The organism is Actinomadura verrucosospora (assembly GCF_039540335.1).
In the GTDB taxonomy this organism is placed as follows: Bacteria; Actinomycetota; Actinomycetes; order Streptosporangiales; family Streptosporangiaceae; genus Spirillospora; species Spirillospora verrucosospora.
In genome coordinates this window covers 1-22,316 of record NZ_BAABEV010000076.1, presented here as the reverse complement: position 1 = coordinate 22,316, position 22,316 = coordinate 1, and the positions used below count along the sequence as shown (strand labels likewise).

Genomic DNA, 22,316 nt, shown 5'->3' with positions numbered 1-22,316 from the left:
CGCTAGCGAAGCGGAGGGCGCCGGGTCGGACCCGCTCTTGCCGGGGGGCGTGGGGGGTCGCCCCCCACAAAGAAACATCCCCGGTGCCCGGAGCCAAGCGCTAGCGAAGCGGAGGGCGCCGGGTCGGACCCGCTCTTGCCGGGGGGCGTGGGGGGTCGCCCCCCACAAAGAAACATCCCCGGTGCCCGGAGCCAAGCGCTAGCGAAGCGGAGGGCGCCGGGTCGGGACAGCGAAGCGGGGCGTCCCGGGTGGGGCGCCCCGCTGTCGTGGGTCGTGGGTCAGGCGCGGACCACGATGGTGTTGCAGATCTTGTCGGCGAAGGTCTGCTTGCGCTCGTCCCACAGCGGCCAGAGGAAGCCGATGTAGCACAGGAAGCTGTCGGCGACGTGCGCGATCTTGCGCACGAAGGCCATGCCGAAGCCGATGGGCTGGCCGGTCTGCGCGCTGACGAGGCGGATGCCCATCTGCCGCTTGCCGATGGACTGGCCGGTGGTGCCCTCCTGGTAGCAGATCCACAGGCCGCCCGCGATGGAGATGGCCGCGCCGATCAGCATGAGCAGGAGGCCGAACAGCGCCGCGCCCGAGCTGCCCGAGCTGGAGAGAATGATCATCAGGATGTACAGCACGAACACCGGACCACCGAAGATCAGGTAGTCGATGATGTAGCCGCCGGCGCGCGAGCCCCACTCGGCGAGCTGGCCGCCCGAGCCGTAGTGGTGGTGGTGCACCTCGTAGCCGGGCTGCGAGGGCCCCGACGGGGCGCCGTAGCCGGGCTGGGCCGGGGGCTGCTGGCCGTACCCGGGCTGCGCCGGGGGCTGGCCGTAGCCCGGCTGGGCCGGGGGCTGGCCGTAACCGGGCTGGGCCGGGGGCTGACCGTAGCCGGGCTGCCCGCCGGGCTGGCCGTAACCGGGCTGGGCCGGGGGCTGCTGGCCGTACCCGGGCTGTTGCTGCCCGTAGCCCGGCTGCTGACCGTACGGGTCGTAGGGGTTGCCCACACTTGCTCCTTATTGATTGACCCTGTGGTTATGTGACGCCCGCCGGACCCGGTGGGCTCCGCAAGTCTGACCGAGGACCGACCGCGGCTCAAACCCGCAGAACACCGAACCGGACGAGCTGCCACAGCTCCGACCCGACGAGGGCGGTGCCGAGCATCCAGGCACGGGTCTTCGGCTGGAGTGCCCACCACCGTTCACCCAGCCCCAGAGGTGCGGCGGCGACGGCGACGGCGCCGGCGAGCGCGACCGGGTTCGCGAGGACGGCCTGGCCGGGACGGCCCGAGCCGAACTCGATGAACACGGTCGTGCCCCCGCACAGGGGACACGGGATTCCGGTGAGCGCCCGCAGGGGACAGAGCACGCCGGGGTCGTTCACGCGGTGGATCCATGACGCGCCGATGGCCGCGACGGCCATCGCCGCGACACGCAGCACCGCACCCTGGGGTCCGTGCCGCGCTGCGGTGAGGGTCCGGCTGACGATTCCCCCGAGAGCACCTCGCGGTGCACCGGCGGACGCCGCCCCGGGCGCTCCCCCCAACGAATCCTCCGCCTCGATGACATACAGGTGAGTGACCCGTATATCGGGTGCACCCGGAGGCGGGTCAAGTCCGGGCAACGATCCGGTGTCAGACCGTTACTCAGTGCTCGGCTACACCACCTCTGGGGCAAGAGTAGGACAAATCACCTGCTACATGGGCACTCTTTCGCGTTCCGAGCATGAATGAATCGTCCGGTGCGGGGCGTGCGGCGAACGGGACGTGCGCGCGGGCGGGGCGAGGCCGGGGATGCGCCGGGGACCGGGGAGAACGGCGCGGCATTCTGAGGGCGCGGCGTGGCGCGCGGGCGGGCGGAACGGCGCATCGCGCCTGGCCCGGGGGCATCGAGGCCCGAAGGATCGTCCGGCCCGAGGAGCGTCGGGCCGGGTCCGGCGTCCGGCCCGCGGGGTACGGGGCCGGGCGGGCGTCAGGCCTGGGCGGCGGCGCCGACGACGACCGGCTCCTCGGAGCCGGACAGGTGCTCGGCCTCGACGACGTCGGCGATGACGGCGGTGATGTTGTCGGGGCCGCCGTTGTCGCGGGCCATCTCGATCAGCCGGTCGACGGCGCGCTGCGGGTCGGCCTCGGCGGACAGCACCTCGTAGATCTTCTGCGCGTCGACCGGGCCGCTCAGGCCGTCCGAGCACAGCAGGTACCGGTCGCCGAGACGGGCCTCGCGCAGCCGCAGGTCGGGTTCGCGGTCGTCGCGCCCGTCCAGCACGCGGTACAGCACGTGCGAGAGCCGGGACGTCTCGGCGGGATCGGCCTGCTGGCCGGCCTGCTCGGCCTCCGCCTTGAGCAGCTCGTCCATGGTGTGGTCCTGCGTCATCTGGAAGAGCTCGCCGTCGCGCAGGAGGTAGCCGCGCGAGTCTCCGACGTGCGCCAGCGCGACGGACTCGCCGGACCAGAGCATGGCGGTGAGCGTGGTGCCCATCCGGCTCAGGTCGGGGCGTTCCTCCCGGACGATGCGCAACTTCTCGTTGGCCTCGGCCACGGCGCGACCCAGCATGTCGACAAGATCGTCTTTGTGGGCGTCGGCGTCCAGCGAGCGCAGTGAGCCGATCACGGTCGAGCTCGCGACCTCGCCGCCGGCATACCCGCCCATGCCGTCCGCGACCGCGATCAACCGCGCACCGGCGTACCCGGAGTCCTCGTTGTTCTCCCGGTTGCACCCGATGTCGCTGCCTGCTGCGTACCTGATTGCTACGTTCATACCAATTTCGATGACGATCCTGTCAGAGGAGTTTGTATCAGCCGCGGGCGTTGGTCTTCCCGGTTTCCCCGGCGGCACTCGTGTTTCCGACACCGTGCCGGACCGCGTAGAGCGCCGCCTGCGTCCGATCCTGGACTCCCAGTTTCATGAGCAGATTACTGACGTGCGTCTTGACCGTCTTCTCGGACACCACGAGGGCGCGGGCGATCTCCCGGTTCGACCTGCCCCGCGCTATGTGCACGAGCACCTCCCGTTCCCGTTCGGTCAGCGCGGCGAGGCCGCGGTCGTCCCGTCCCGCGTCACCCGCCGTCCCGTTCCGCAGCATCGCCTCGGCCGCGTCCGGCGCGAACAGGACGTGCCCGTCGTGGACCGCCCGGATCGCCTGGACGAGCGCCTGCGGGTCGACGTCCTTGTACAGGTACCCGGCCGCCCCGGCCTGGACCGCCGGCAGCACGTGCCCGCGTTCCGTCACGCTGGTCAGGACGAGGACCCGTGCGGCGACGCCGCGCGCCCGCAGCTCCGCCAGCGCGGTCAGGCCGTCGGCGCCCGGCATCTTCAGGTCCATGAGCACGATATCGGGCTCCAGGGATTCGGCCAGTGTCACGGCCGACGTGCCGTCCTCGGCCTCGCCCACGACCTCGATGTCGTCCTGGATGCCGAGGAAGGTCCGCAGTCCCTGCCGGACGACCGGATGGTCGTCGGCGATCAGGACCCGGATCGGCCCGCGCGCGGCGCTCACAGCGGCACCTCCAGCCGGACCGTCGTGCCTCCGCCGGGCGCGGCCTCGATCGCGAGTTCGCCGCCGATCGAGTACGCCCTCTCGCGCATGGAGGTGAGACCGAGCCCGCCTTGGGGCTCCACCTCGGACGCGTCGAACCCCGCGCCGTCGTCCGAGACCTCCAGGACGGCCCGTTCGTCCTCCGTGCGGAGCCGGACCTGCACGGTGTTCGCCCGGGCGTGGCGCAGCGCGTTGTAGAGGGCCTCCTGGGTGATGCGGAAGGCGACGGCCTCGTGCTCCTCCGGCAGGACGATCGCTTCGTCGGCGCAGAGGCGGACGTTGGACTCGTGTGCGCGGTCGAGCACCTCGACGTGCTTGCGCAGCGACGCCACGAGGCCGTCCGCCAGGTCGGTGGGACGCAGCTCGAAGATGACGGCGCGCAGTTCGGCGAGGGCTTCGGCGGCGAGCCGCTCGACCTGTTCGAGCTCCCGGACGGTCCGGACGGGGTCGCGTTCGGCCAGCGCGGAGGCGGTGCGGGCCGTCAGCCGCAGCGAGAACAGCTTCTGCGCGACGGCGTCGTGCAGCTCCCGGGCGAGCCGGTTGCGTTCGGCGACGACCGTGAGCTCGCGGTTGTGCTCGTAGAGGCGGGCGTTCGCCATCGCGATCGCGGCGTGCGCGGCGAACAGGGTGAGCAGGTCTTCGTCGTCCTGGGTGAAGCCGCCGGGACGGCGCTTGTTGGCCAGGAAGACGATGCCGAGAACGTCAGCGCCGTCGCGGATCGGGACGCCGAGGAAGTCCTTCAGGACGGGGTGCGCGACCGGCCAGCCCTCGAACTCGGCCTCCTTGCGGATGTCGCCGAGCCGTTTCGGCGCGTCGCTCTTCAGCATCGCGGCGAGCATCCCGTGCTGGCGGGGCAGCGGGCCGATCCGCTCCCACTCCTCCTCCGAGACGCCCTCGACGACGAACTCGGCGAACGAGCCCTCGTCGTCGGGCACGCCGAGGGCCGCGTAGCGGGCGTCCAGCAGCTGCGCCGCCGCCCGGACGATCACCTGGAGCACCTCGTGCACGGACAGGTGGCGGGTCACGGCGAGCACGGCGGAACTGACGGCGTGCAGGGTCGCGCCCTGGTCGCCGCGGCAGCCCTCGTCCGTCGCCATTCCGGCCTCTCGTCCTCCCCCGTCCGGGCGCCCCTCGGCGCCCGCATGTGAAGACCGTACTCTCTAGGCGGGTCTTCTCGAATCAGCCGGCGGGAGTACGTGCCGCGGCGCCCCTCCCCGGGGCGCGGGACGCCGGTCCTAGGACCATCCGACGAGCCCCCGGTGGACCCGTCGGCCGATGCCGCCGGGCGCGCCGGTCCCTAGCGTCGAGGGCATGAAGACGGCACTGATCACCGGAGCCTCCCGCGGCCTCGGCCGGGCGCTCGCCCGCACCCTCGCCCGGGACGGCTGGACCCTCGTCGTCGACGCCCGCGACGCCGGCCCGCTCTCCGCGGTCGCGGCCGAGACCGGCGCGACCGCGATCCCCGGGGACGTCGCCGATCCCGCGCACCGGGCCGCCCTCGCCCGCGCGGTCGCAGGCGGGCTCGACCTGCTCGTCAACAACGCGAGCACGCTCGGCCCGACGCCGATGCCCCGGCTCGCCTCGCTTCCCGCGGACGCCTTCGCGGACACGCTCGCGACGAACGTCGTGGCGCCGCTCGCGCTGATCCAGGCGGTCCTGCCCGGCCTGCGGGAGCGGCGCGGCGCGATCCTCAACATCACGTCGGACGCGGCCGTGGAGGGCTACGAGACGTGGGGCGGTTACGGAGCGTCCAAGGCGGCGCTGGAGCAGCTGTCGAACGTCCTCGCGGCCGAGGAGCCCGACGTCGCGGTGTGGTGGGCGGACCCGGGCGAGATGAACACCGCGATGCTCCGCGCCGCGGGCGAGGACGCGGACGCGGCCCCGCCTCCCGAGGAGGCCGCCGCCGCGCTGCACCGGCTCGTCTCCGGCCGCCTTCCGAGCGGGCGCCACCGCGCGGCGGACCTGGCGGCCGCGCGATGACCACCGTCCTTGATCATGATCAGGTGACAACAAAGCAGGGCATATTGGGCACCGGGTTCCGGGCCGCGACGCTCGGGATCGTCCTGGTCGTGACGCTGCTGGCGTTCGAGAGCATGGCCGTCGGGACCGTCATGCCGGTCGTCGCGAACGATCTGGACGGCCTGTCCCTGTACGCGTGGGGCTTCAGCGCGACCCTGATCACCAGCCTGCTGGCCACGGTGCTCGCCGGCGGCTGGGTCGACCGGTCAGGCCCCACCCGGCCCTTCCTGCTCGGGCTCGCCGTGTTCGTCGCCGGGCTCCTGATCGCGGGCGCGGCGCCGTCCATGTGGGTGTTCGTCGCCGGGCGCGCCGTCCAGGGCCTCGGCACGGGCGTACCGCTCGTCGCCCTCTACGTGGTGATCGCCCGCGTCTACCCGGAGGACCTGCGGTCCCGGGTGTTCGCCGCGCTGTCGGCCGCCTGGGTGCTGCCGTCGCTGGTCGGCCCGGCGGCCGGGGGCGCCCTGGCCGAGCACGCCGGCTGGCGCTGGGTGTTCCTCGGCCTCGTCCCGCTGGTGATCCCGCCGGCGCTGATGCTGCTCCCCGTGCTGCGCGGCATCGCGCCCTCCGGCGCCGCCCGGGCCCCCGGCAGGTCGCGGTACCCGGCCGCCCTCGGCGTCGCCGCCGGCACCGGCGTCCTCCTCTACGGCCTCGACGGGGCGGACTGGAAGCTCCTGCCGGCCGTGCTCGTCGGCCTCGCGGGCCTGGCCTTCGGGCTGCCCCGCCTGGTGCCCGCCGGAACGCTCCGGCTCCGCCGCGGGATGCCGAGCGTCATCCTCGTCCGGGGTCTGCTGTCGGGGGCCTTCTTCGGCACCGACGTCTTCATCCCGCTGGCGCTGACCCGGCTGCACGACTTCAGCGCCACGCAGGCGGGGATCGTCCTGACGGTCGGCGCGCTCGGCTGGTCGGCGGCGTCCCAGATCCAGGGCCGCTCCGAGCGCCCCCGCGAGTTCTACGCCCTGCTCGGCGCCGTGCTCGTCACCACCGGGATCGTCCTCGCCACCGTCGCCCTGCAGTTCTCCGGCTGGCTCGCCGCCCCCGCGTGGATCGTCGGCGGCGCCGGGATGGGCTTCTCGATCGGCAGCCTCTCCGTCCTGCTGCTCGACCTGTCGGCCGAGGACGAGCAGGGCGTCAACTCCTCCGCGCTGCAGATCAGCGACACCCTCGGCTCGTCCCTCGTGGTCGGGGTCGCGGGCGCGCTGGTCACCGGCTTCGGCGCCGCCCGGCTGGACGTCGGGCTCGCCGTCGCCGGGGCGCTGTTCGCCGCGATCGCCGCGTTCGGCGTGATCGCCGCTCTCCGCCTGGAGGTCCGGACATGACCGTCGACTTCACCCTCCCCGCCGCGCTGGAGGCGCACGAGCCGCCCGAGGCACGCGGCCGGGCCCGCGACGGCGTCCGGCTCCTCGTCTCCCGGCGCGCCGCCTGCGAGGTCTCCCACCACGCGTTCCGCGACCTGCCGGGCCTGCTCGACCCGGGCGACCTGCTCGTCGTCAACACCTCGGCCACGCTGCCCGCCGCCGTCCGGCTCGACCGGATCAGCGTGCACTTCTCCACCCCGGTCCCCGGCGCCGACGACCGGCTGTGGCTCGTCGAGCTGCGCCGCCTCGCCGGCAAGGCCGGCCGCCCGTACGCCGGAGGCACCCCCGGCGAGTGGATCCCGATGCCCGGCGGCGCCACCCTCACCCTCGTCGGACGGCACGCGGACCGCGCCCGAGGAGTGTCCGACCGGCTCTGGCAGGCGCGCCTGAGCACCGACGTCGTCCCCTACCTCCGACGCCACGGCGTCCCGATCAGGTACGGGTACGTCCGGCGCGACTGGCCGGTCGCCGCCTACCAGACCGCCTTCGCCCACGACCGCTCGTCCGGAGGCGCGGAGATGCCGAGCGCCGCCCGCCCCTTCACGCCCGAACTCGTGACGCGGCTGGTGTCGCGCGGCGTCCTGATCGCCCCGATCAGCCTCCACACGGGCGTCGCGTCCCCCGAGGCCCACGAGCCGCCCTACGCCGAGCGCTACAGCGTCCCCGAGCCGACCGCGGCCCTCGTCGGGCACGTCCGGGCCCGGGGCCGCCGGGTGATCGCCGTCGGCACCACCGCCGTGCGGGCGCTGGAGACGGCCGTGGACGCCTCCGGACGCGTCCAGGCGTCCTCCGGCTGGACCGAGCGCGTCGTGACCCCCGAGGACGGTGTCCGAGCCGTGGACGGCCTCCTCACCGGCCTGCACGAGCCGAGGTCGTCCCACCTGATGATGCTGACCGCCATCGCGGGCCGCGACCTGCTCAACGCCACGTACGAGGCCGCCCTCGCCGAGCGCTACCTCTGGCACGAATTCGGCGATCTGAACCTGATCCTTCCCGGATAGCGTCTCGCATGCCGGACCTGGCGGGCGGGACGCCCGGCGCGGCCGGTACCGTTGACAACAGCTATGGACGGGTCAGCAGAGCGCACGCTGCTCATCACACTCACCGGCCGCGACCGCCCCGGCGTCACGTCGCGCCTCTTCCGGACACTCTCCCAGTTCCCCCTCACGGTGGCGGACGTGGAGCAGGTCGTGATCCGCGGACGGCTCGTCCTCGGGGTCCTGCTCGCCTACACCGAGGGCGCCGACATCGGGCGGGTGTGGAACGCCGCCGAACGCGTCGCGAACGACCTCGACATGGAGATCGAGCTCTCCACCGGGCGCAACAAGCGGATGCCGAAGCGCAGCGGACGCCTGCACGTCACCGTCCTCGGCAACCCGCTCATGCCCGCCGCCATGGCGGGCATCGCCGGGCGGATCTCCGCGCACGGCGCCAACATCGACCGCATCGAGCGCCTCGCCCAGAACCCCGTCACCTGCATCGAGATGGACGTCTCCGGCGCCGACCCCGACGGGCTGCGCGCCGCGCTCACCGCCGAGGCCGTCGAGCAGCGGGTCGACGTCGCCGTGCAGCACAGCGGCCTGCACCGGCGCGCCAAGCGGCTCATCGTCATGGACGTCGACTCCACCCTCATCCAGGGCGAGGTCATCGAGCTGCTCGCCGAGCACGCCGGCTGCCTCGACGAGGTCGCCAAGGTCACCGAGGCCGCCATGCGCGGCGAGCTCGACTTCGAGGGGTCCCTGCGCGAGCGGGTCGCGCTCCTCGCCGGGCTCGACGCCTCCGCCATCGACTCCGTCCGCGACCGGCTCCGCCTCGCCGCCGGCGCCCGGACCATGGTCCGCACCCTCAAGCGCCTCGACTACAAGTTCGCGATCGTCAGCGGCGGCTTCACCCAGGTCACCGACGCCCTCGTCGAGGACCTCGGCATCGACTACTCCGCCGCCAACACCCTGGAGATCCAGAACGGCAAGCTCACCGGGCGCGTCACCGGCCAGGTCATCGACCGCGCCGGCAAGGCGGCCGCCCTGGAGCGCTTCGCCCGCGAGGCCGGCATCCCGATCAGCCAGACGGTCGCGATCGGCGACGGCGCCAACGACCTCGACATGCTCCAGGCGGCCGGCCTCGGCATCGCCTACAACGCCAAGCCGGTCGTCCGCCAGGCCGCCGACACCGCCGTCAACGTCCCCTACCTCGACACCATCGTCTTCCTCCTGGGCATCTCCCGCGAAGAAGTGGAAGCCGCCGACGCCGAAGACTCCCAGGCATAGCCGGGGTTCCCGGGCGTCGCAGCCACTGGGAAAACCCAGCGCCTGGGGGTAGACAGGCCTCATGCTGCGGCGGGCGCGGGGGGCTTACGCCCAGGTGCATGGGCAGGCGGCGCCCTTCTACGGGCTCGCCGCCGCCCTCGCGGTCTCCGTGCCGCTGCTCGTCGGCGCGCTGAACGGGCACGCCGCGCAGGGATCCATGATCGCGCTCGGGGCCTATCTCGTGGCGCTGCGCGCGCCGGAGGGCCCGTACGGGTCGCGGGCGCGCAACCTCACGGTCGGCGTGCTGATCGTCGCGGTCGGGTCCGGGGTGGGCGGGCTGCTCAGCGGGCATCTGTGGCCGGCCGTGGCCGTCGTGCCGCCGCTGGTCGCGCTCGGCGTAGCGGTGCCGCGGATCGGGTCGACGGCGGGGCTCGCGGTGCTGCTGAGCGCCGTCCGGCCGCCGTCCGCGGACGTGGTGAACATCGGCCTGCTGGAGCTGGTGGGCGGGCTGCTCACGGCCGCGCTGCTGCTGGCGCCGTGGCCCGCGCGGCGGCTGCGGCCGCTGCGGGAGGCGCTGAGCGAGTCCGCGTACGCGGTCGCCGAGGCGCTGGACGCCGTGGCGCAGGACCTCGGAGCCCGCGACGCGGGTCCCCTCGACGCCGTCGAGCTGACGAACCCCGACCTGCTCGCGGTCACCCGCATCCCCGACTGGGAGGCCAAGCGGCGCGCGGCGTCGGAGTCGCTGACGGCGGCACGCGCCACCTACGAGCTGTACCGGTCGGGGCGGGCGGCGAACGAACCCGCGAGGCCCGAGCGGGTGATCGACGCGCTGGGGCGCATCCTGCACGAGACGGTGACCCTCCAGGCCGTCCTGGAGGCGGCGAAGAACTACCCGCCGGACCGCGAGTGGGAGATGGAGACGCAGACGGCGATCTCCGCGCTCGCCGCCCGGCTACGGCTGCTGGCCGGGGCGCTCGCCACGGCGGGAGAGGCGCCGCTCGGCCGCGAGGAGTCCGCCGCCGTCCGCCGGATGGTCCGCTCCGCGGAGCAGATCAGGCGCGCCGGACTCGCCGGCGACGAGGACCTGGTCGCGGTCGCGCTGATCGGCCAGGTGCGCCGCTCCGTCGACCGCATCGCCGGCGAGGTCGCCTCCCTGCGCCGCCTCGTCGCGGGAGGCCTGCGCATCGGGTTCGCCGCGCCGCGGATGCCGGGCACGCTCGACCCGATGCCCGCCTGGGACCGGGTCGCCCGCGCCGTCCGCACGCGCTCCCCCACGTTCCGGCAGGTGGCGCGGGTGTACGTGACGGCGGTCGTGTCGATGGCGCTCGCCGCCTCGCTGGGGATCTCGCACGGCCACTGGCTGACCATCACCGCGATGCTGAGCCTGCGCGCCACCTACGGCGAGACCGTGGACCGGCTCGTCCAGCGCGTCGGGGGCACCGCCGCCGGGGCCGCCGTCGCCGCGGTCATCCTGACGCTCGCGCCCGGGCAGGCCACCGTCGCGGTGATCGCGTTCTGCTTCGCGGGGGCCGGGTTCGCGATGCGGTCGGTGAACTTCGCCTACTGGGCCCTGTTCGGGACGCCCCTGGCGATGATGCTGCTGGACTTCTCCGCGCCCGCGGACTGGCGCACCGCCGGCGAGCGGATCGGCCTCACCCTGGCCGGGTCGCTCATGGCCTACCTCGCCGTCCTGCTGCTGTGGCCCGCCGGGCACCTCGAACGGATGCCCGGCCAGCTCGAACGGCTCCTGCGCACCCACGCCAGGCTCGTCCGGGCGGCGGCGGACGTCCTCGCCGGGGAGCGGACCCGGCTGCCGCACGACGCGATCGTGACGGCGGAGCGGGCGGCGGAGGCGGTCGACGAGACCCGGACCCGGCTCGGCCACGAGCGGGTGCCCGACCTCCACCTGATCGACCTGCTGCGCAGGGCCGTGGCCGCCGCGCACCGCGCCCGCGATCACCTCGTCGCGGTCGCGAAGCTGTCCCGCGAGCGGGCCGTGGACACCGGGCCGATCCCCGAGATCCTCGACCGCCTCGCCGACCAGCTGGAGGAGGCGGCCGGCCTGCTGGAGGAGCCGGGGGAGCGCGACCCGGAGGCCGGCGCGCCCGTCGAGGAGCTCTCCGACGAGCTCGCCGAGCTCGACTCCTACCTGTCCACGCTGACCCGGCGGCGCCGCGCGGAGATCAAGGAGGGCGTCGGCCCCGACGAGCTCACCCCGCTGCGGCACGCCCTGCTGCAGGTCTCCGGGACCCGCTACACGATCGGGGAGCTGCGACGGGACGTGAACCAGGTCATCGCGTCGTCCCTGGAGGCCGCCGAATCGCGCCCGTGAGCCGTCAGTCCTTGGGCGTGCGGACGGTGCGCAGCGTGCCGAGGCCGGGCCGGACGTCGGCCCAACCGCCCGGAGGCAGGTCGATCACGGCGAGGGCGCAGGTGGGGAAGGCGTCGGGTGCCTGGCCCGTCAGGTCGTGGACGAGGTGGTGCACCGACGGGTTGTGCCCGACCAGCAGGAGCGTGCCGGCCTCGTCCGGAGCCTCGGAGACGAGGGCGAGGAGCCCGTCGGGATCGTTGTCGTAGATGCCGGGCTCGAAGGCGGTCTCCGCGTCGAGCGCCAGGCGCGCCAGGGTCTCCCGGGTCCGCGCGGCGGGCGAGCACAGCACCCGCCCCGGGACGAGGTCGTTCGCGCGCAGCCAGTCTCCGGCCGCGGTCGCGTCCCGGCGCCCGCGATCGGTGAGTTTGCGGTCGACGTCGGGTATGCCGAGACCGGCTTCGGCCTTGGCGTGGCGGAGCACGATGAGCGTGGGCATGGGCGCCACATTAGGGGGCCGCGAGGGCCGCCAGGGTCCACAGCACGAGCATGATGCCGAACATTCCGCCGATCACGATCGCGAAGCCCTTGGGCCCCGACATCGCCCGCTTGCCGCCGCTCGCCACGGCCGCCTCCCGAGATCGCTCCACTGGGTCGAGGGAGGGACGTCCCGTCCCTCCCGGACAGCGTACGACCGGGCCCGGAGTGGTCGGACGGGCCCCCGGGAAAACGCGGAAGGGCCGGTGGCACAAAGCCACCGGCCCCTCGCGTTCAGACGGTCAGGACTTGCCCGCGGACGACTCCTCGGCGTCCGGCTCGGCCTTGGCCCCGGCCGAGTCGGCCCCTACGCCGCTGTTCGAGGGGGGTCGACCCCCCGCGCCCCCCGCGGCGCCTTCGGCGCCGACCTTGGCCTCCTCCGGCGCTCCTTTGTCCAGCGCCCCCGCGGCCTCGCCGCTCTTCGCGGCGTCCGGCCCCGGCCTGCCTCCCTCGATGGCGGGGTCGGCGGACGACTCCCCGATCGGGTCGGCGCGCCGCTTGGAGATCACGATCGCCGCGACGACGACAGCGACGGAGAACACGGTGACGCCGACGCGCAGTAGCGTGTTCCCCGCGTAGGTCACCACCGCGTCCGCGATCAGCAGCGCGACCAGGTTCATCACCTTGATCAGCGGGTTGATGGCGGGGCCGGCGGTGTCCTTGAACGGGTCGCCGACCGTGTCGCCGATGATCGTGGCCTCGTGCGCCTCGCTGCCCTTGCCGCCGAGGTGGCCCTCCTCGACGAGCTTCTTCGCGTTGTCCCACGCGCCGCCGGAGTTGGCGAGGAACACCGCCATCAGCACGCCCGCCGCGATGGCGCCGCCGAGATAGGCGCCGAGGGGCGCGTACCCGAGGGCGAAGCCGACCGCGATCGGCGTCATGATGGCCAGCAGGCCCGGGGTGGCGAGCTCGCGCTGCGCGTCCCGGGTGCAGATGTCCACGACCCGGTCGTAGTCGGGCTTCTCGGTGTAGTCCATGATCCCGGGCTTGGTGCGGAACTGCTCGCGCACCTCGACCACGACCCGGCCGGCCGCGCGGCCCACCGCCATGATCGCCAGGCCGGAGAACATGAACACCACGGCCGCGCCGATGATCAGCCCGATCAGCACGTTCGGGCTCGCGATCGACAGGTTGAAGTTCAGGAAGTCGGCGCCGATCGCGTTCCTGGCGTCCTTCGACGCGCCGGCGAGCGCCGCGATCACCGTCGTGCGGAACGAGCCGAACAGCGCGGTCGCGGCGAGCACCGCCGTCGCGATCGCGATGCCCTTGGTGATGGCCTTGGTGGTGTTGCCGACCGCGTCCAGCCGCTCCAGCACGGAGGCGGCCTCGCCCTGGACGTCCCCGGACATCTCGGCGATGCCCTGGGCGTTGTCGGAGACGGGCCCGAAGGTGTCCATCGAGACGATCACGCCGACGGTGGTGAGCAGCCCGGTGCCGGCCATCGCCACCGCGAACAGCGCGACGGTGGTGTTGCCGAAGCCGAGCAGGAACGCCCCGTACACGGCGGCGCCGATCACCAGCGCGGTGTAGACGGCGGACTCCAGGCCGAGCGAGATGCCCGACAGGATGACGGTGGCCGGACCCGTCCGGGCGCTGTCGGTGACCTCCTTGACCGGCTTGCGGTTGGTCTCGGTGAAGTAGCCGGTGAGCAGCTGGATCGCGCTGGCGAGCACGATGCCGATCAGGACGGAGCCGAGCGCGACCCAGCGCGGGTCGGCGTCCAGGCCGGCGATGGCCTTGTCGCGGACGCCGTCCAGCTCCGCGAAGGACGAGGGCAGGTACACGAACGCGGCGACCGCGACGAGGACCGCCGAGATCGCGGCGGAGATGAAGAAGCCCCGGTTGATCGCGGTCATCCCGGACCGGTCGCCGGAGCGGGGCGCCACCGCGAAGATGCCGATCACCGCGGTGATCACGCCGATCATCGGCACGATCAGCGGGAACACCAGGCCCTGGTTCCCGAACGCCGCGGTGCCGAGGATCAGCGCCGCGACGAGCATGACCGCGTACGACTCGAACAGGTCGGCGGCCATGCCGGCGCAGTCGCCGACGTTGTCGCCCACGTTGTCGGCGATCGTCGCCGCGTTGCGCGGGTCGTCCTCCGGGATGCCCTGCTCGACCTTGCCGACCAGGTCGGCGCCGACGTCGGCGGCCTTGGTGAAGATGCCGCCGCCGACCCGCATGAACATGGCGAGCAGCGCGGCGCCGAAGCCGAAGCCCTCCAGCACCTTCGGCGCGTCGCCCTGGTAGGCCAGGACCACGACGGCGGCGCCGAACAGGCCGAGCCCGACGGTGAACATGCCCGCGACGCCGCCGGTGCGGAAGGCGATCCGCATCGCGACCTTCTCGCCGCCCTCCTCGCGGGCGGCCGCGGCGACCCGGACGTTGCCCCGGACGGCCAGCCACATGCCGGTGAACCCGGTGACGGCGGAGAAGATCGCCCCGATGACGAAGAAGACGGACCGGCCGATCCGCTCGCTGGTGGAGTCGGCGGGCAGGAGCAGCAGGACGAGCGGGATCAGGACCACGAAGATCGCGACCGTCCGGAACTGGCGTTTCAGATAGGCGCCCGCGCCCACCTGAACGGCGCGCGCGATCTCTTGCATCTTGGCGGTGCCCTGGCCGGCGGCCAGGACGTCGCGTACGAGACCCGCGGCGACGGCCAGTGCGAGCAGTGCGACCACGGCGACGACGACGACCAGGGAAAGGTCGCCGCCGCCGAGATCCACTTCAGCGCTGGCCGGGTCTGACAGGGAAAACCCGGGCATCCGTCCTCCTCGACAGGGGCGTTGCGATCGCGACCGAGATAAAAGCGATCTTTACCGCGTACCCAACGAGTCACGATTTCGAACGCCTCGCACGGCAACGCGGGTGCCGGGAGTCTACGCACGCGTAAGTCGAATGTTAAGGCCGCGACGCCCTTCATGAAGATGTCGCCGAAATGAAACACGCGATACGCCAGAAATTGACCCATTGGCCCGATCGGGCGGCATCGTCCCAGGTCAGACTGGGCCAGCCATTCATTACCCCGCCGATACCTTGACGGGCACGGGGCATGACCAGCACCTCGGCACGACCACCGGCGTCCGCATTCAAGCTAAGCATTAACACGGAATATGTCTAGACCCAAATCGGGACAACATCCGACGATCACAAGAGAATCCCACACCCCCAACCCCACCGCCCCCACCCGTCCCCGACCGCGCTCACACGCAGTAACCAACCTCGACGGCACCGCTCCACCCCCTGGCCGACAACCAGCCCCGCACCTCAGCCAGCTGTGCTGTAGGGGAGGCTCCGCGACGGCGCCCCCCGAGTGGCCGCGGCGGTCAGCTGGACGGCGGGTCCGTCATGAGCACCACGCGCTCGGCGACGGGATCGAACCCGGGCATGGGTTTCCGTGGTCCCCTTCGGACGTCATGACCACCGGCTTGCCCAGACGACGCCCCCGGCGGTCAGGAACCGGCAGAGGACGTCCACTCCTGCCTGGCCCCGCAGCTCGCGAAGGTCGACATCGAAGTCGATCTCCTCGGCGGACATCGGGCGGAAGATCACCAGAACGCCCGGGACCGGCCAGACCCGCAGGTCGGTCGTCTCAGCATCAACAGGACGCGCCAGCACGTCCGCAGCAGCAGCGACCCCGCCCTCCGAGACGGACCAGCAGAAAAAGCACGGTGACAGCCGCCGCGACAACCTCAGCCACCACCGCAACCACGCAACAAGCTGAGGGGCCGCGATCGCGTCCGAAGGCAGGTTCAAGCGAAGCGAGAACCTGATCGCGCAGCGAGCCGCCAAGGCGAGACGAAGCGATGCCAGCGATCGCCCGCCTTTATCGACGATGGAGGGCCGCCAGGGCCCGAAGGAGGAGAAAAGGCATTACAAAGGCCCCGCCGGGGCGGGGCCTTTGGTCGCGGTGGCGCGGGCGCGTCTAGATGGTCGCCTCGGCTTCGGCCGGCCAGCTCATCCGTATCTGGACCCCCTTCGGCGTGTTGGCGATCTCCACGTCGTCGGCGAGCCCGGCGATGACGGCCAGACCCAGTTCAGCGGTGCCCTCGCCCAGGCCGTACTCGAACTCGTCCGCTCCCTCGTCCTCGGCGGCTGCGGGGAGCCCCTCCGGCGGGAGGTCGCCGGGGACGGTGTCGCTGACGATCACCTCGAAGCGGCCCTTCTCGCCGCGCAGTTCGAGGCGGACGGGTTCGTCCGGGCAGTGCCGGCGGTGCGCCTCCACGGCCCGGGAGCACGCTTCGGCGACCGCGAGCCGGACCTCGTCCAGCAGCGGTTCGGCGACGCCGCTGCGACGGGCGACGGCGGTGACGATCAGCCGGGCGGTCCGGACGTGGACGGGCAGCGCGCTGAAGGACAGTTCAACGGTCGACATCTGAGTCGCGGGCCGCCTACTTGGCGCCCTTGCGCTTCTCCTCGGCCTCGGCGATCGAGTCGTGGATGCCGAAGACCTTGGTCAGCCCCGTGATCCGGAAGATCTTGAGGATGCGCTCCTGGGTGCACACGAGCTCCAGCGACCCGTCGTGGGCGCGCACCCGCTTCAGCCCGCCGACGAGGACGCCGAGACCGGTCGAGTCGAGGAACTCCACCTTCTCCATGTCCACGAGCAGGTGGAACTTGCCCTTGTTCACCAGGTCGATGAGCTTCTCGCGAAGCTTCGGCGCCGTGTAGACGTCGATCTCGCCCTCCACGTTGATGACGGTGAGGCCATCGTCGGTGGTGTAGTCGTTAACCTTCAGATCCACAGATCCTCCACGCGCCGTGCAGCTATCCGATCTCGCCGTCCGGCCCCATGGGCAGGGCGCCGAACGCCGAGACTTCGCCGTGATTCAACCACGCTCCGGCGTCGTGTACGCGCGTAATCGCCCACACGGGCGAAAGTTCGCGCCATCCCGTCTGACCTGCTGATCTCAGGGTCAGAGCAGGGGGAACGGGCCCTCCGGCGCCGGGGCGTTCCCGTAGTTTTGCCCCGGCTGGCACACTGAAAACCTGATGGGCGCCCAAAGATCCTCAACTCCCCTGGACCGGCTGCTCGCCGACCCCGGACGACGCGAACGAATCACCCATGTGGAGAGCGTTCCGGCACGTCAGGGGCGCCGGGCCGCGTGGCCCTCCTGGTCGCCGCCGCTGCTGGTGGAGCGGCTGGCCGCCGCCGGCATCGAGTCCCCCTGGGAGCACCAGTCCGCCGCGGCCGAGCACGCCCGCGCCGGACGCTCTGTGATCATCGCCACAGGGACGGCGTCCGGCAAGTCGCTCGCCTACCTGCTGCCCTGCGTCGAGGCGATCTACGCGGGCGACGAGAACCCTCGCCACGAGGGGACGGTTCTCTATCTCTCGCCGACGAAGGCCCTGGCCGCCGACCAGCTCCGCGCTCTCCGCGCGCTGCGCCTCACCCGGGTCCGCGCGGCGACCTACGACGGCGACACGCCGCAGGACGAGCGGACGTGGGTCCGGCAGCACGCCAACTACGTGATGACCAACCCAGACATGCTGCACAGGTCGATCCTTCCCGGGCATGCCCGGTGGTCGTCCTTTCTGCGCCGCCTCCGTTACGTCGTCATCGACGAGGCCCACGGGTACCGCGGGGTCTTCGGGTCGCACGTCGCGCAGGTTCTGCGCCGCCTACGCCGGGTGTGCGGGCGCTACCACGCGTCGCCCACGTTCATCCTCGCTTCGGCCACCGCGTCGGAGCCCGCTACGGCCGCGTCCCGGCTCACCGGTCTCGATGTAGTGGCCGTGGACGAGGATGCCTCGCCGCGGGGGCCCGCCACGTTCGCCCTGTGGGAGCCGCCACTGACGGACCTGCGCGGTGAGCAAGGCGCGCCCGTTCGCCGGACGGCCACCGCTGAGGCCGGTGACCTCTTGGCAGACCTTGTCGTCGAGGGTGTCCAGACACTTGCCTTCGTCCGGTCCAGGCGCGGCGCAGAGTCGGTGGCGCTCAGCGCCAAGCGCGCTCTGCACGAGGTAGCCCCCGGCTTGGCCGACCAGGTCGCCGCCTACCGGGCCGGGTATCTGCCCGAGGAACGGCGCGCCCTGGAGGCCGCCCTGCGCTCGCGCTCGATCATAGGTCTGGCGAGCACGAACGCTCTGGAGCTCGGCGTGGACGTCTCCGGGCTCGACGCGGTCCTGGTGTGCGGATGGCCGGGCACCCGCGCATCCCTCTGGCAGCAGGCGGGACGCGCCGGACGTTCCGGGCAGGCGGCCCTGTCCGTCCTGGTGGCGCGCGACGACCCGCTCGACACCTTCCTCGTCCACCATCCCGAGGCGATCTTCGGGACGCCGGTCGAGGCCACCGTGCTCGACCCCGACAACCCCTACGTGCTCGAACCTCACCTGTGCGCGGCGGCGTCCGAGATGCCGCTCACCGAGGACGACCTCCCGCTCTTCGGGCCCGCCACCGCCGACCTCCTGCCGGACCTGGTGCGGCGCGGTCTCCTGCGCCGCCGTCCCGCCGGCTGGTACTGGACGCGCCGCGACAGGGCCTGCGACCTCGCCGACATCCGGGGCGCGGGCGGCGCCCCCATCCAGGTCGTCGAGGCGTCCACCGGACGGCTCCTCGGCACCGTGGACGAGCCGTCCGCGCACACCACCGTCCACGACGGGGCCGTCTACATCCACCAGGGCGAGTCGTTCATCGTCCAGACCCTCGACCTGGACGACTCCGTCGCGCTCGTCGAGGCGGCCGACCCGGACTACTCGACCACCGCCCGCGACGTCACCGACATCAGCATCGTGGAGCCGCTCCGCTCGGTCTCCTGGGGCGAGGCCACCCTCAGCTTCGGAACCGTCGAAGTCACCCGCCAGGTGGTCGCCTACCAGATGCGCCGCTTGCAGACGGGGGAGATGCTCGGCGAGAAGCCCCTGGACCTGCCGCCACGGACCCTCCGAACCCGCGCCGTATGGTGGACCCTCTCCGAAGCCCAGATCTCGCGTCTGGACGACCTCGACCTGGCAGGCGCCGCCCACGCCGCCGAACACGCCTCGATCGGTCTGCTCCCCTTGTTCGCCACGTGCGACCGCTGGGACATCGGCGGCGTCTCCACCGCCGTCCATCCCGATACCGGGTTGCTCACCGTCTTCGTCTACGACGGCCACGAAGGCGGCGCCGGGTTCGCCGAGCGCGGCTACGGCGACGCCGCCGCCTGGCTACGCGCTACCCGCGACGCCATCGCGTCCTGCGAGTGCGATTCAGGCTGCCCGTCCTGCATCCAGTCCCCCAAATGCGGTAACGGCAACGACCCCTTGGACAAGCGCGGCGCCCTCGACCTTCTGGCCGTCCTCCTCCACGACGCACCGGCGTAGCGAGGTCAGTTGGGCGCGACGCGCTGGGCGGGGACGGGGGCCTGGTCGTCCATCCCGCGTCGGGCCTGGGCCAGCGCCTGCTGCAGCCTGCGCCGCTCCATCTCCAGCGTCTGCAGGGACTCCTCGTGCTCGTCCCGCAGGTCCCGCAGCTCCCGCCGCATGTTCATCGTGCGCCGGAACCCCAGCGACGCGACCATCATCCCCGCCATGAACACGATGGCGACGACGGCGCCGGCCATGAAGACGTGCCACTGCGAGGTGACCCCGGGAACCTCGTCGCCGAACACGGTCAGCTGGGCCGCGTCCGGGTTGTCCAGCACCACGGCGACGCCGACCGCTCCGGCGGCGAGCGCGACGAGCAGTCCCAGGAAGATCATGCGGAGGGTCCCCTCTCCATCGGGCCCCTGTGCAGGACGGGGCCGAGGTCTCGGACGACGGACCGCATTGCCGGACAAGCCAGACGATCCGACTGGCAAGGCAGCCTAGACCTTGCCCCGACCCCCCGCCAGCCCCACCACCAACTCCCACCCACCGAACCCCACCCACCGCCGGAGAAACCACACCCCCAACACGCAAGCAAAGCCGCCACCCAACCACCCCACCCACGACCCCGCCCACCCCGCGAAACCGCCCACCCCGCGAAACCGCCCACCCCGCGAAGCCGCCCACCCCGCGAAGCCGCCCACCCCGCGAACACGACCAGCCCGCAAGCGCAGCCGAAACGCAAGCCCGGCCAGCCGTGTGCGCCGGTCCAGCCAGCCCGTCAGACCACCCAGCCATGAACACGACCAGCCCGCGAGCGCAGCCAACGCGCAAACGACTCGCACGTCGTCTTCAGGCCGCTGGGAATGGACGACACCTCACATGCGGCTAGTCCGCAGGTTGCTTGAGGGCCGGCGCTGGTCGCGCCGCATCGCCTTCAGCGCGGCCTGCGGCACGTTCGCCGCCGTCGCCGCGGAGTTGGGGGCCGGACGGACGGGCCCGGCGGGGGTCCGGTGGTCGAGAGAAGCTACTTGCGGCGGCGGCCGCGCTTGGGCTTCGTCTTCGTGCCGGAGTTGGCGAGGCGGACGTTCACTCCGCCCGAGGGCTTGCCGAGGGTCGCGGGACGGCGGCCGGCCTTCGGCTTCGAGTCGAGGACGGCCGTGCGGGTCGCGCGCTTGGAGGAGCGCGCCCCCTTGGCTCCGGCCGCCACCACTGGCGCGGTCTTGGCGAGGGCCTCGGCGCGCGCGATCTGCTCGCGCGACTTGCTCACCCGCTTGCGGCCGGTGCCGCTGCGTGCGATGCGGGCCGCCATGCCGTTGCTGCTCGTGCCCGCCTGGGCGACACGCAGGCGGCGCGTCCAGGTCCCGAGGTGGGCGGCGACGATCAGCAGGACCAGCGCGATGCCGACGCTCTTGCCCCACTGGAGCCGGTCGGTCGCCGCGATGTTCTGGGCCTTCGGCGAGTCGGTGGCGATCTGCGGCGCGGGGTAGGTGAACCCGGGCGTCGCGCCGTCCGGCTGGACGGACGGGAGGGTGACCGGCGAGTTGTTGTTGAACGGGGTCAGCGGCGTCCCGGTGCTGGGGACCCCGGAACCGCCGGTCGGCAGGGACGGCACCGAACCGCTGCCTGGGGCGGAACCGGTCCCGCCTCCCAGCGAGGCGGTCGCCGATGCGATGCCTGAGTAGAGCGAGCCGCCCGTGCCCGTGGACCGAATCGCCTTGACGCCCACGGACGCCGCGCCAGTGGACCTGGTCAGCGACAGGGTGGCGGAGCAGCTCGTTCCCGAGCAGAGAGAGTTCAGCGAGCCGGACTTGGACTTCACTCCCGAGCCGGCGAGCGCGTAGCCGGTGAGGTCGTCTTCGAGGCCGCGGTTCCACTTCACGACGAGCTTGCCGCCGGACGCGCTGGCGGACACGCCGGTCGGCGCGGCCGGCGCGATGCGCACGGTGAAGGTGTTGGAGTCGTAGACGTGGTTGGTCTGCTTGCCGAGCAGGTAGACCTTGTAGCGACCATTCCGGTTGATCGAGAAGGTTCCGGACATATCGCCGGAGAGGCCCTTCTCCTGGAGGAACGTGTCGCCTATCCCGGGACCGTCCACCCGGAGCTGCATCGTGATCGCGAAGTCGAAGTGCGCCTTGGCGGTCACCTGGGACCCGCTGCTGATGACGGCGCCGTCCGCCGGGGTGATGACGCTGGTCGAGGCCGCCTGCGCGGGCAGGGCGGCGAGTACCGGGAAGCTCATCGCAAGGGGTGCCGCGAGCGCGATCGCACCGATCCTGCGAATGATGGTCACGGCCTCAATCCCTTCGACAGCTCGCGCCGGTCTTCCGCCGGGCGCACCGCACCTGACGATAACTACGGGCTTACGGCAGCGTAACGTACCACCGGGTAGCAAAAGTCACAGGGGGATGACAAAGAGGAACGTGTTTTCATTCTCCGCACCCTCCCCGGCCTCTATTGACACTCAGTGCAACGAGACATGTGGCGCCAGGGTACGCCGTCCCGCTCCACAGGGCCAGCCCTCGCCCGAGAAACGACCCGCCGCCCCTTCAGCCCCATGAGCATCGGGACTTCGACAGCCACCGAGACGTCGACGGTCTCCCCCCGCACCCGGCACCGCACCATCCGCGCCCCAGACCCGACCGCGATCTCCCTGGCCCTCGCGCAGGCGGACCTGCCCCCATCGGCGACTCGCGCCGCGCCCGCGAGTGCCGCCATGTCGGCCGCCGCCTCCCCCCGATGCCGCGCTCCCCGAACCCCGCCGACCAGGACCGCCGCCACCCCCACCACCCAGACGAGCACTGCGAACCCCAAAACCCAGACCGTCCCGGACCCCCGATCCCCGCCCCTCAACTTCACCCGCCGTCCCACTCCCTCACCCCCCGCCCGTGACCCCACTGCCCTCCCCCTCCGCCCGCCCCTGACCACCCCTCCCAGACCACCCCTACGTGCCCCCTCTCCCTGGCCATCGCTCCCTGGCCGCCCCTCCCCGATCGCCCCTCCCCTGACCACCGCTCCCTGGCCACCACTCCCTGATCGCCC

The 22,316-nt window shown here is 72.4% G+C and carries 20 protein-coding genes; 6 read left to right on the top strand and 14 right to left on the bottom strand.

The window, feature by feature from the left end; genetic code table 11:
* Positions 1 to 278 precede the first annotated feature (278 nt).
* The 5 genes from ABD944_RS40985 to ABD944_RS40965 form a co-directional block, all read right to left on the bottom strand.
* Positions 279 to 995, bottom strand: a complete 717-nt coding sequence (locus tag ABD944_RS40985; protein WP_345187354.1) for an RDD family protein — start codon at positions 993 to 995, stop codon at positions 279 to 281.
* An 88-nt stretch (positions 996 to 1,083) separates the two neighbouring features.
* The gene (locus tag ABD944_RS40980; RefSeq protein ID WP_345187352.1) at positions 1,084 to 1,428 is read right to left on the bottom strand and encodes a DUF2752 domain-containing protein; all 345 of its coding nucleotides are present in this window, start codon (positions 1,426 to 1,428) and stop codon (positions 1,084 to 1,086) included.
* Between the two features lie 530 nt (positions 1,429 to 1,958).
* Positions 1,959 to 2,744 (bottom strand): PP2C family protein-serine/threonine phosphatase, encoded by a 786-nt coding sequence (locus tag ABD944_RS40975; RefSeq protein ID WP_345187349.1) that lies wholly within the window; start codon positions 2,742 to 2,744, stop codon positions 1,959 to 1,961.
* A 37-nt stretch (positions 2,745 to 2,781) separates the two neighbouring features.
* On the bottom strand, positions 2,782 to 3,483 hold the full coding sequence (locus ABD944_RS40970; RefSeq protein WP_345187347.1) for a response regulator: 702 nt from the start codon (positions 3,481 to 3,483) through the stop codon (positions 2,782 to 2,784).
* Complete coding sequence (locus tag ABD944_RS40965; RefSeq protein WP_345187344.1) at positions 3,480 to 4,619, bottom strand: GAF domain-containing sensor histidine kinase; 1,140 nt, start codon at positions 4,617 to 4,619, stop codon at positions 3,480 to 3,482. Before ABD944_RS40965 ends, ABD944_RS40970 begins: the two co-directional genes overlap by 4 nt.
* Before the next feature lie 214 nt (positions 4,620 to 4,833).
* On the opposite strand from ABD944_RS40965, the gene ABD944_RS40960 reads away from it, so the two are divergent.
* The 5 genes from ABD944_RS40960 (at position 4,834) to ABD944_RS40940 (ending at position 11,474) form a co-directional block, all read left to right on the top strand.
* The gene (locus ABD944_RS40960) at positions 4,834 to 5,502 is read left to right on the top strand and encodes an SDR family NAD(P)-dependent oxidoreductase (RefSeq protein WP_345187342.1); all 669 of its coding nucleotides are present in this window, start codon (positions 4,834 to 4,836) and stop codon (positions 5,500 to 5,502) included.
* Between the two features lie 23 nt (positions 5,503 to 5,525).
* Positions 5,526 to 6,857 (top strand): MFS transporter, encoded by a 1,332-nt coding sequence (locus tag ABD944_RS40955; RefSeq protein ID WP_345187339.1) that lies wholly within the window; start codon positions 5,526 to 5,528, stop codon positions 6,855 to 6,857.
* Positions 6,854 to 7,897: an S-adenosylmethionine:tRNA ribosyltransferase-isomerase gene (locus ABD944_RS40950; RefSeq protein ID WP_345187337.1), complete on the top strand. Its 1,044-nt coding sequence runs from the start codon at positions 6,854 to 6,856 to the stop codon at positions 7,895 to 7,897. The genes ABD944_RS40955 and ABD944_RS40950 overlap by 4 nt, the downstream gene beginning before the upstream one ends.
* A gap of 63 nt (positions 7,898 to 7,960) precedes the next feature.
* Positions 7,961 to 9,163 carry a phosphoserine phosphatase SerB gene (gene serB / locus ABD944_RS40945; protein ID WP_345187334.1) on the top strand — a complete coding sequence of 401 codons (1,203 nt, stop codon included), beginning with the start codon at positions 7,961 to 7,963 and terminating at the stop codon, positions 9,161 to 9,163.
* Between the two features lie 61 nt (positions 9,164 to 9,224).
* A complete protein-coding gene (locus ABD944_RS40940; protein WP_345187332.1) occupies positions 9,225 to 11,474 on the top strand; it encodes an FUSC family protein in 2,250 nt (749 codons plus the stop codon).
* Between the two features lie 4 nt (positions 11,475 to 11,478).
* On the opposite strand, the gene ABD944_RS40935 is transcribed toward ABD944_RS40940, so the two are convergent.
* From ABD944_RS40935 to ABD944_RS40910, 6 genes are all read right to left on the bottom strand, one after another.
* Positions 11,479 to 11,949: a SixA phosphatase family protein gene (locus ABD944_RS40935; protein WP_345187330.1), complete on the bottom strand. Its 471-nt coding sequence runs from the start codon at positions 11,947 to 11,949 to the stop codon at positions 11,479 to 11,481.
* Positions 11,950 to 11,959: 10 nt separating this feature from the next.
* Positions 11,960 to 12,100 carry a hypothetical protein gene (locus tag ABD944_RS40930; protein WP_345187328.1) on the bottom strand — a complete coding sequence of 47 codons (141 nt, stop codon included), beginning with the start codon at positions 12,098 to 12,100 and terminating at the stop codon, positions 11,960 to 11,962.
* Between the two features lie 129 nt (positions 12,101 to 12,229).
* On the bottom strand, positions 12,230 to 14,755 hold the full coding sequence (locus tag ABD944_RS40925) for a sodium-translocating pyrophosphatase (protein ID WP_345187326.1): 2,526 nt from the start codon (positions 14,753 to 14,755) through the stop codon (positions 12,230 to 12,232).
* Between the two features lie 649 nt (positions 14,756 to 15,404).
* Positions 15,405 to 15,608, bottom strand: coding sequence for a hypothetical protein (locus ABD944_RS40920; RefSeq protein WP_345187323.1), 204 nt, complete (start codon positions 15,606 to 15,608; stop codon positions 15,405 to 15,407).
* Positions 15,609 to 15,915: 307 nt separating this feature from the next.
* Entirely contained in the window at positions 15,916 to 16,365 is a 450-nt protein-coding gene (locus ABD944_RS40915) for an ATP-binding protein (protein WP_345187320.1), read from the bottom strand.
* A gap of 16 nt (positions 16,366 to 16,381) precedes the next feature.
* Positions 16,382 to 16,735 carry an STAS domain-containing protein gene (locus ABD944_RS40910; protein ID WP_021597910.1) on the bottom strand — a complete coding sequence of 118 codons (354 nt, stop codon included), beginning with the start codon at positions 16,733 to 16,735 and terminating at the stop codon, positions 16,382 to 16,384.
* A 247-nt stretch (positions 16,736 to 16,982) separates the two neighbouring features.
* On the opposite strand from ABD944_RS40910, the gene ABD944_RS40905 reads away from it, so the two are divergent.
* A complete protein-coding gene (locus ABD944_RS40905) occupies positions 16,983 to 19,292 on the top strand; it encodes a DEAD/DEAH box helicase (protein WP_345187317.1) in 2,310 nt (769 codons plus the stop codon).
* A 5-nt stretch (positions 19,293 to 19,297) separates the two neighbouring features.
* On the opposite strand, the gene ABD944_RS40900 is transcribed toward ABD944_RS40905, so the two are convergent.
* The 3 genes from ABD944_RS40900 to ABD944_RS42585 all read right to left on the bottom strand — a co-directional run bounded on the left by ABD944_RS40900 (position 19,298) and on the right by ABD944_RS42585 (position 22,133).
* Positions 19,298 to 19,669: a hypothetical protein gene (locus tag ABD944_RS40900; protein WP_345187315.1), complete on the bottom strand. Its 372-nt coding sequence runs from the start codon at positions 19,667 to 19,669 to the stop codon at positions 19,298 to 19,300.
* A 632-nt stretch (positions 19,670 to 20,301) separates the two neighbouring features.
* Positions 20,302 to 21,567, bottom strand: a complete 1,266-nt coding sequence (locus tag ABD944_RS40895) for a hypothetical protein (protein WP_345187313.1) — start codon at positions 21,565 to 21,567, stop codon at positions 20,302 to 20,304.
* A gap of 161 nt (positions 21,568 to 21,728) precedes the next feature.
* Positions 21,729 to 22,133, bottom strand: a complete 405-nt coding sequence (locus tag ABD944_RS42585; protein ID WP_425550328.1) for an Rv3654c family TadE-like protein — start codon at positions 22,131 to 22,133, stop codon at positions 21,729 to 21,731.
* Between the last annotated feature and the right edge of the window lie 183 nt (positions 22,134 to 22,316).

Excerpts from the sequence above, each read along its gene's own strand:
- ABD944_RS40940 (WP_345187332.1), top strand. The coding sequence starts at position 9,225 with ATGCTGCGGCGGGCGCGGGGGGCTTACGCCCAGGTGCATGGGCAGGCG.
- ABD944_RS40925 (WP_345187326.1), bottom strand. The coding sequence starts at position 14,755 with ATGCCCGGGTTTTCCCTGTCAGACCCGGCCAGCGCTGAAGTGGATCTC.
- serB (WP_345187334.1), top strand. The coding sequence starts at position 7,961 with ATGGACGGGTCAGCAGAGCGCACGCTGCTCATCACACTCACCGGCCGC.
- ABD944_RS40915 (WP_345187320.1), bottom strand. The coding sequence starts at position 16,365 with ATGTCGACCGTTGAACTGTCCTTCAGCGCGCTGCCCGTCCACGTCCGG.
- ABD944_RS40900 (WP_345187315.1), bottom strand. The coding sequence starts at position 19,669 with ATGATCTTCCTGGGACTGCTCGTCGCGCTCGCCGCCGGAGCGGTCGGC.
- ABD944_RS40960 (WP_345187342.1), top strand. The coding sequence starts at position 4,834 with ATGAAGACGGCACTGATCACCGGAGCCTCCCGCGGCCTCGGCCGGGCG.
- ABD944_RS40975 (WP_345187349.1), bottom strand. The coding sequence starts at position 2,744 with ATGAACGTAGCAATCAGGTACGCAGCAGGCAGCGACATCGGGTGCAAC.
- ABD944_RS40905 (WP_345187317.1), top strand. The coding sequence starts at position 16,983 with ATGGGCGCCCAAAGATCCTCAACTCCCCTGGACCGGCTGCTCGCCGAC.
- ABD944_RS40935 (WP_345187330.1), bottom strand. The coding sequence starts at position 11,949 with ATGCCCACGCTCATCGTGCTCCGCCACGCCAAGGCCGAAGCCGGTCTC.
- ABD944_RS40965 (WP_345187344.1), bottom strand. The coding sequence starts at position 4,619 with ATGGCGACGGACGAGGGCTGCCGCGGCGACCAGGGCGCGACCCTGCAC.
- ABD944_RS40950 (WP_345187337.1), top strand. The coding sequence starts at position 6,854 with ATGACCGTCGACTTCACCCTCCCCGCCGCGCTGGAGGCGCACGAGCCG.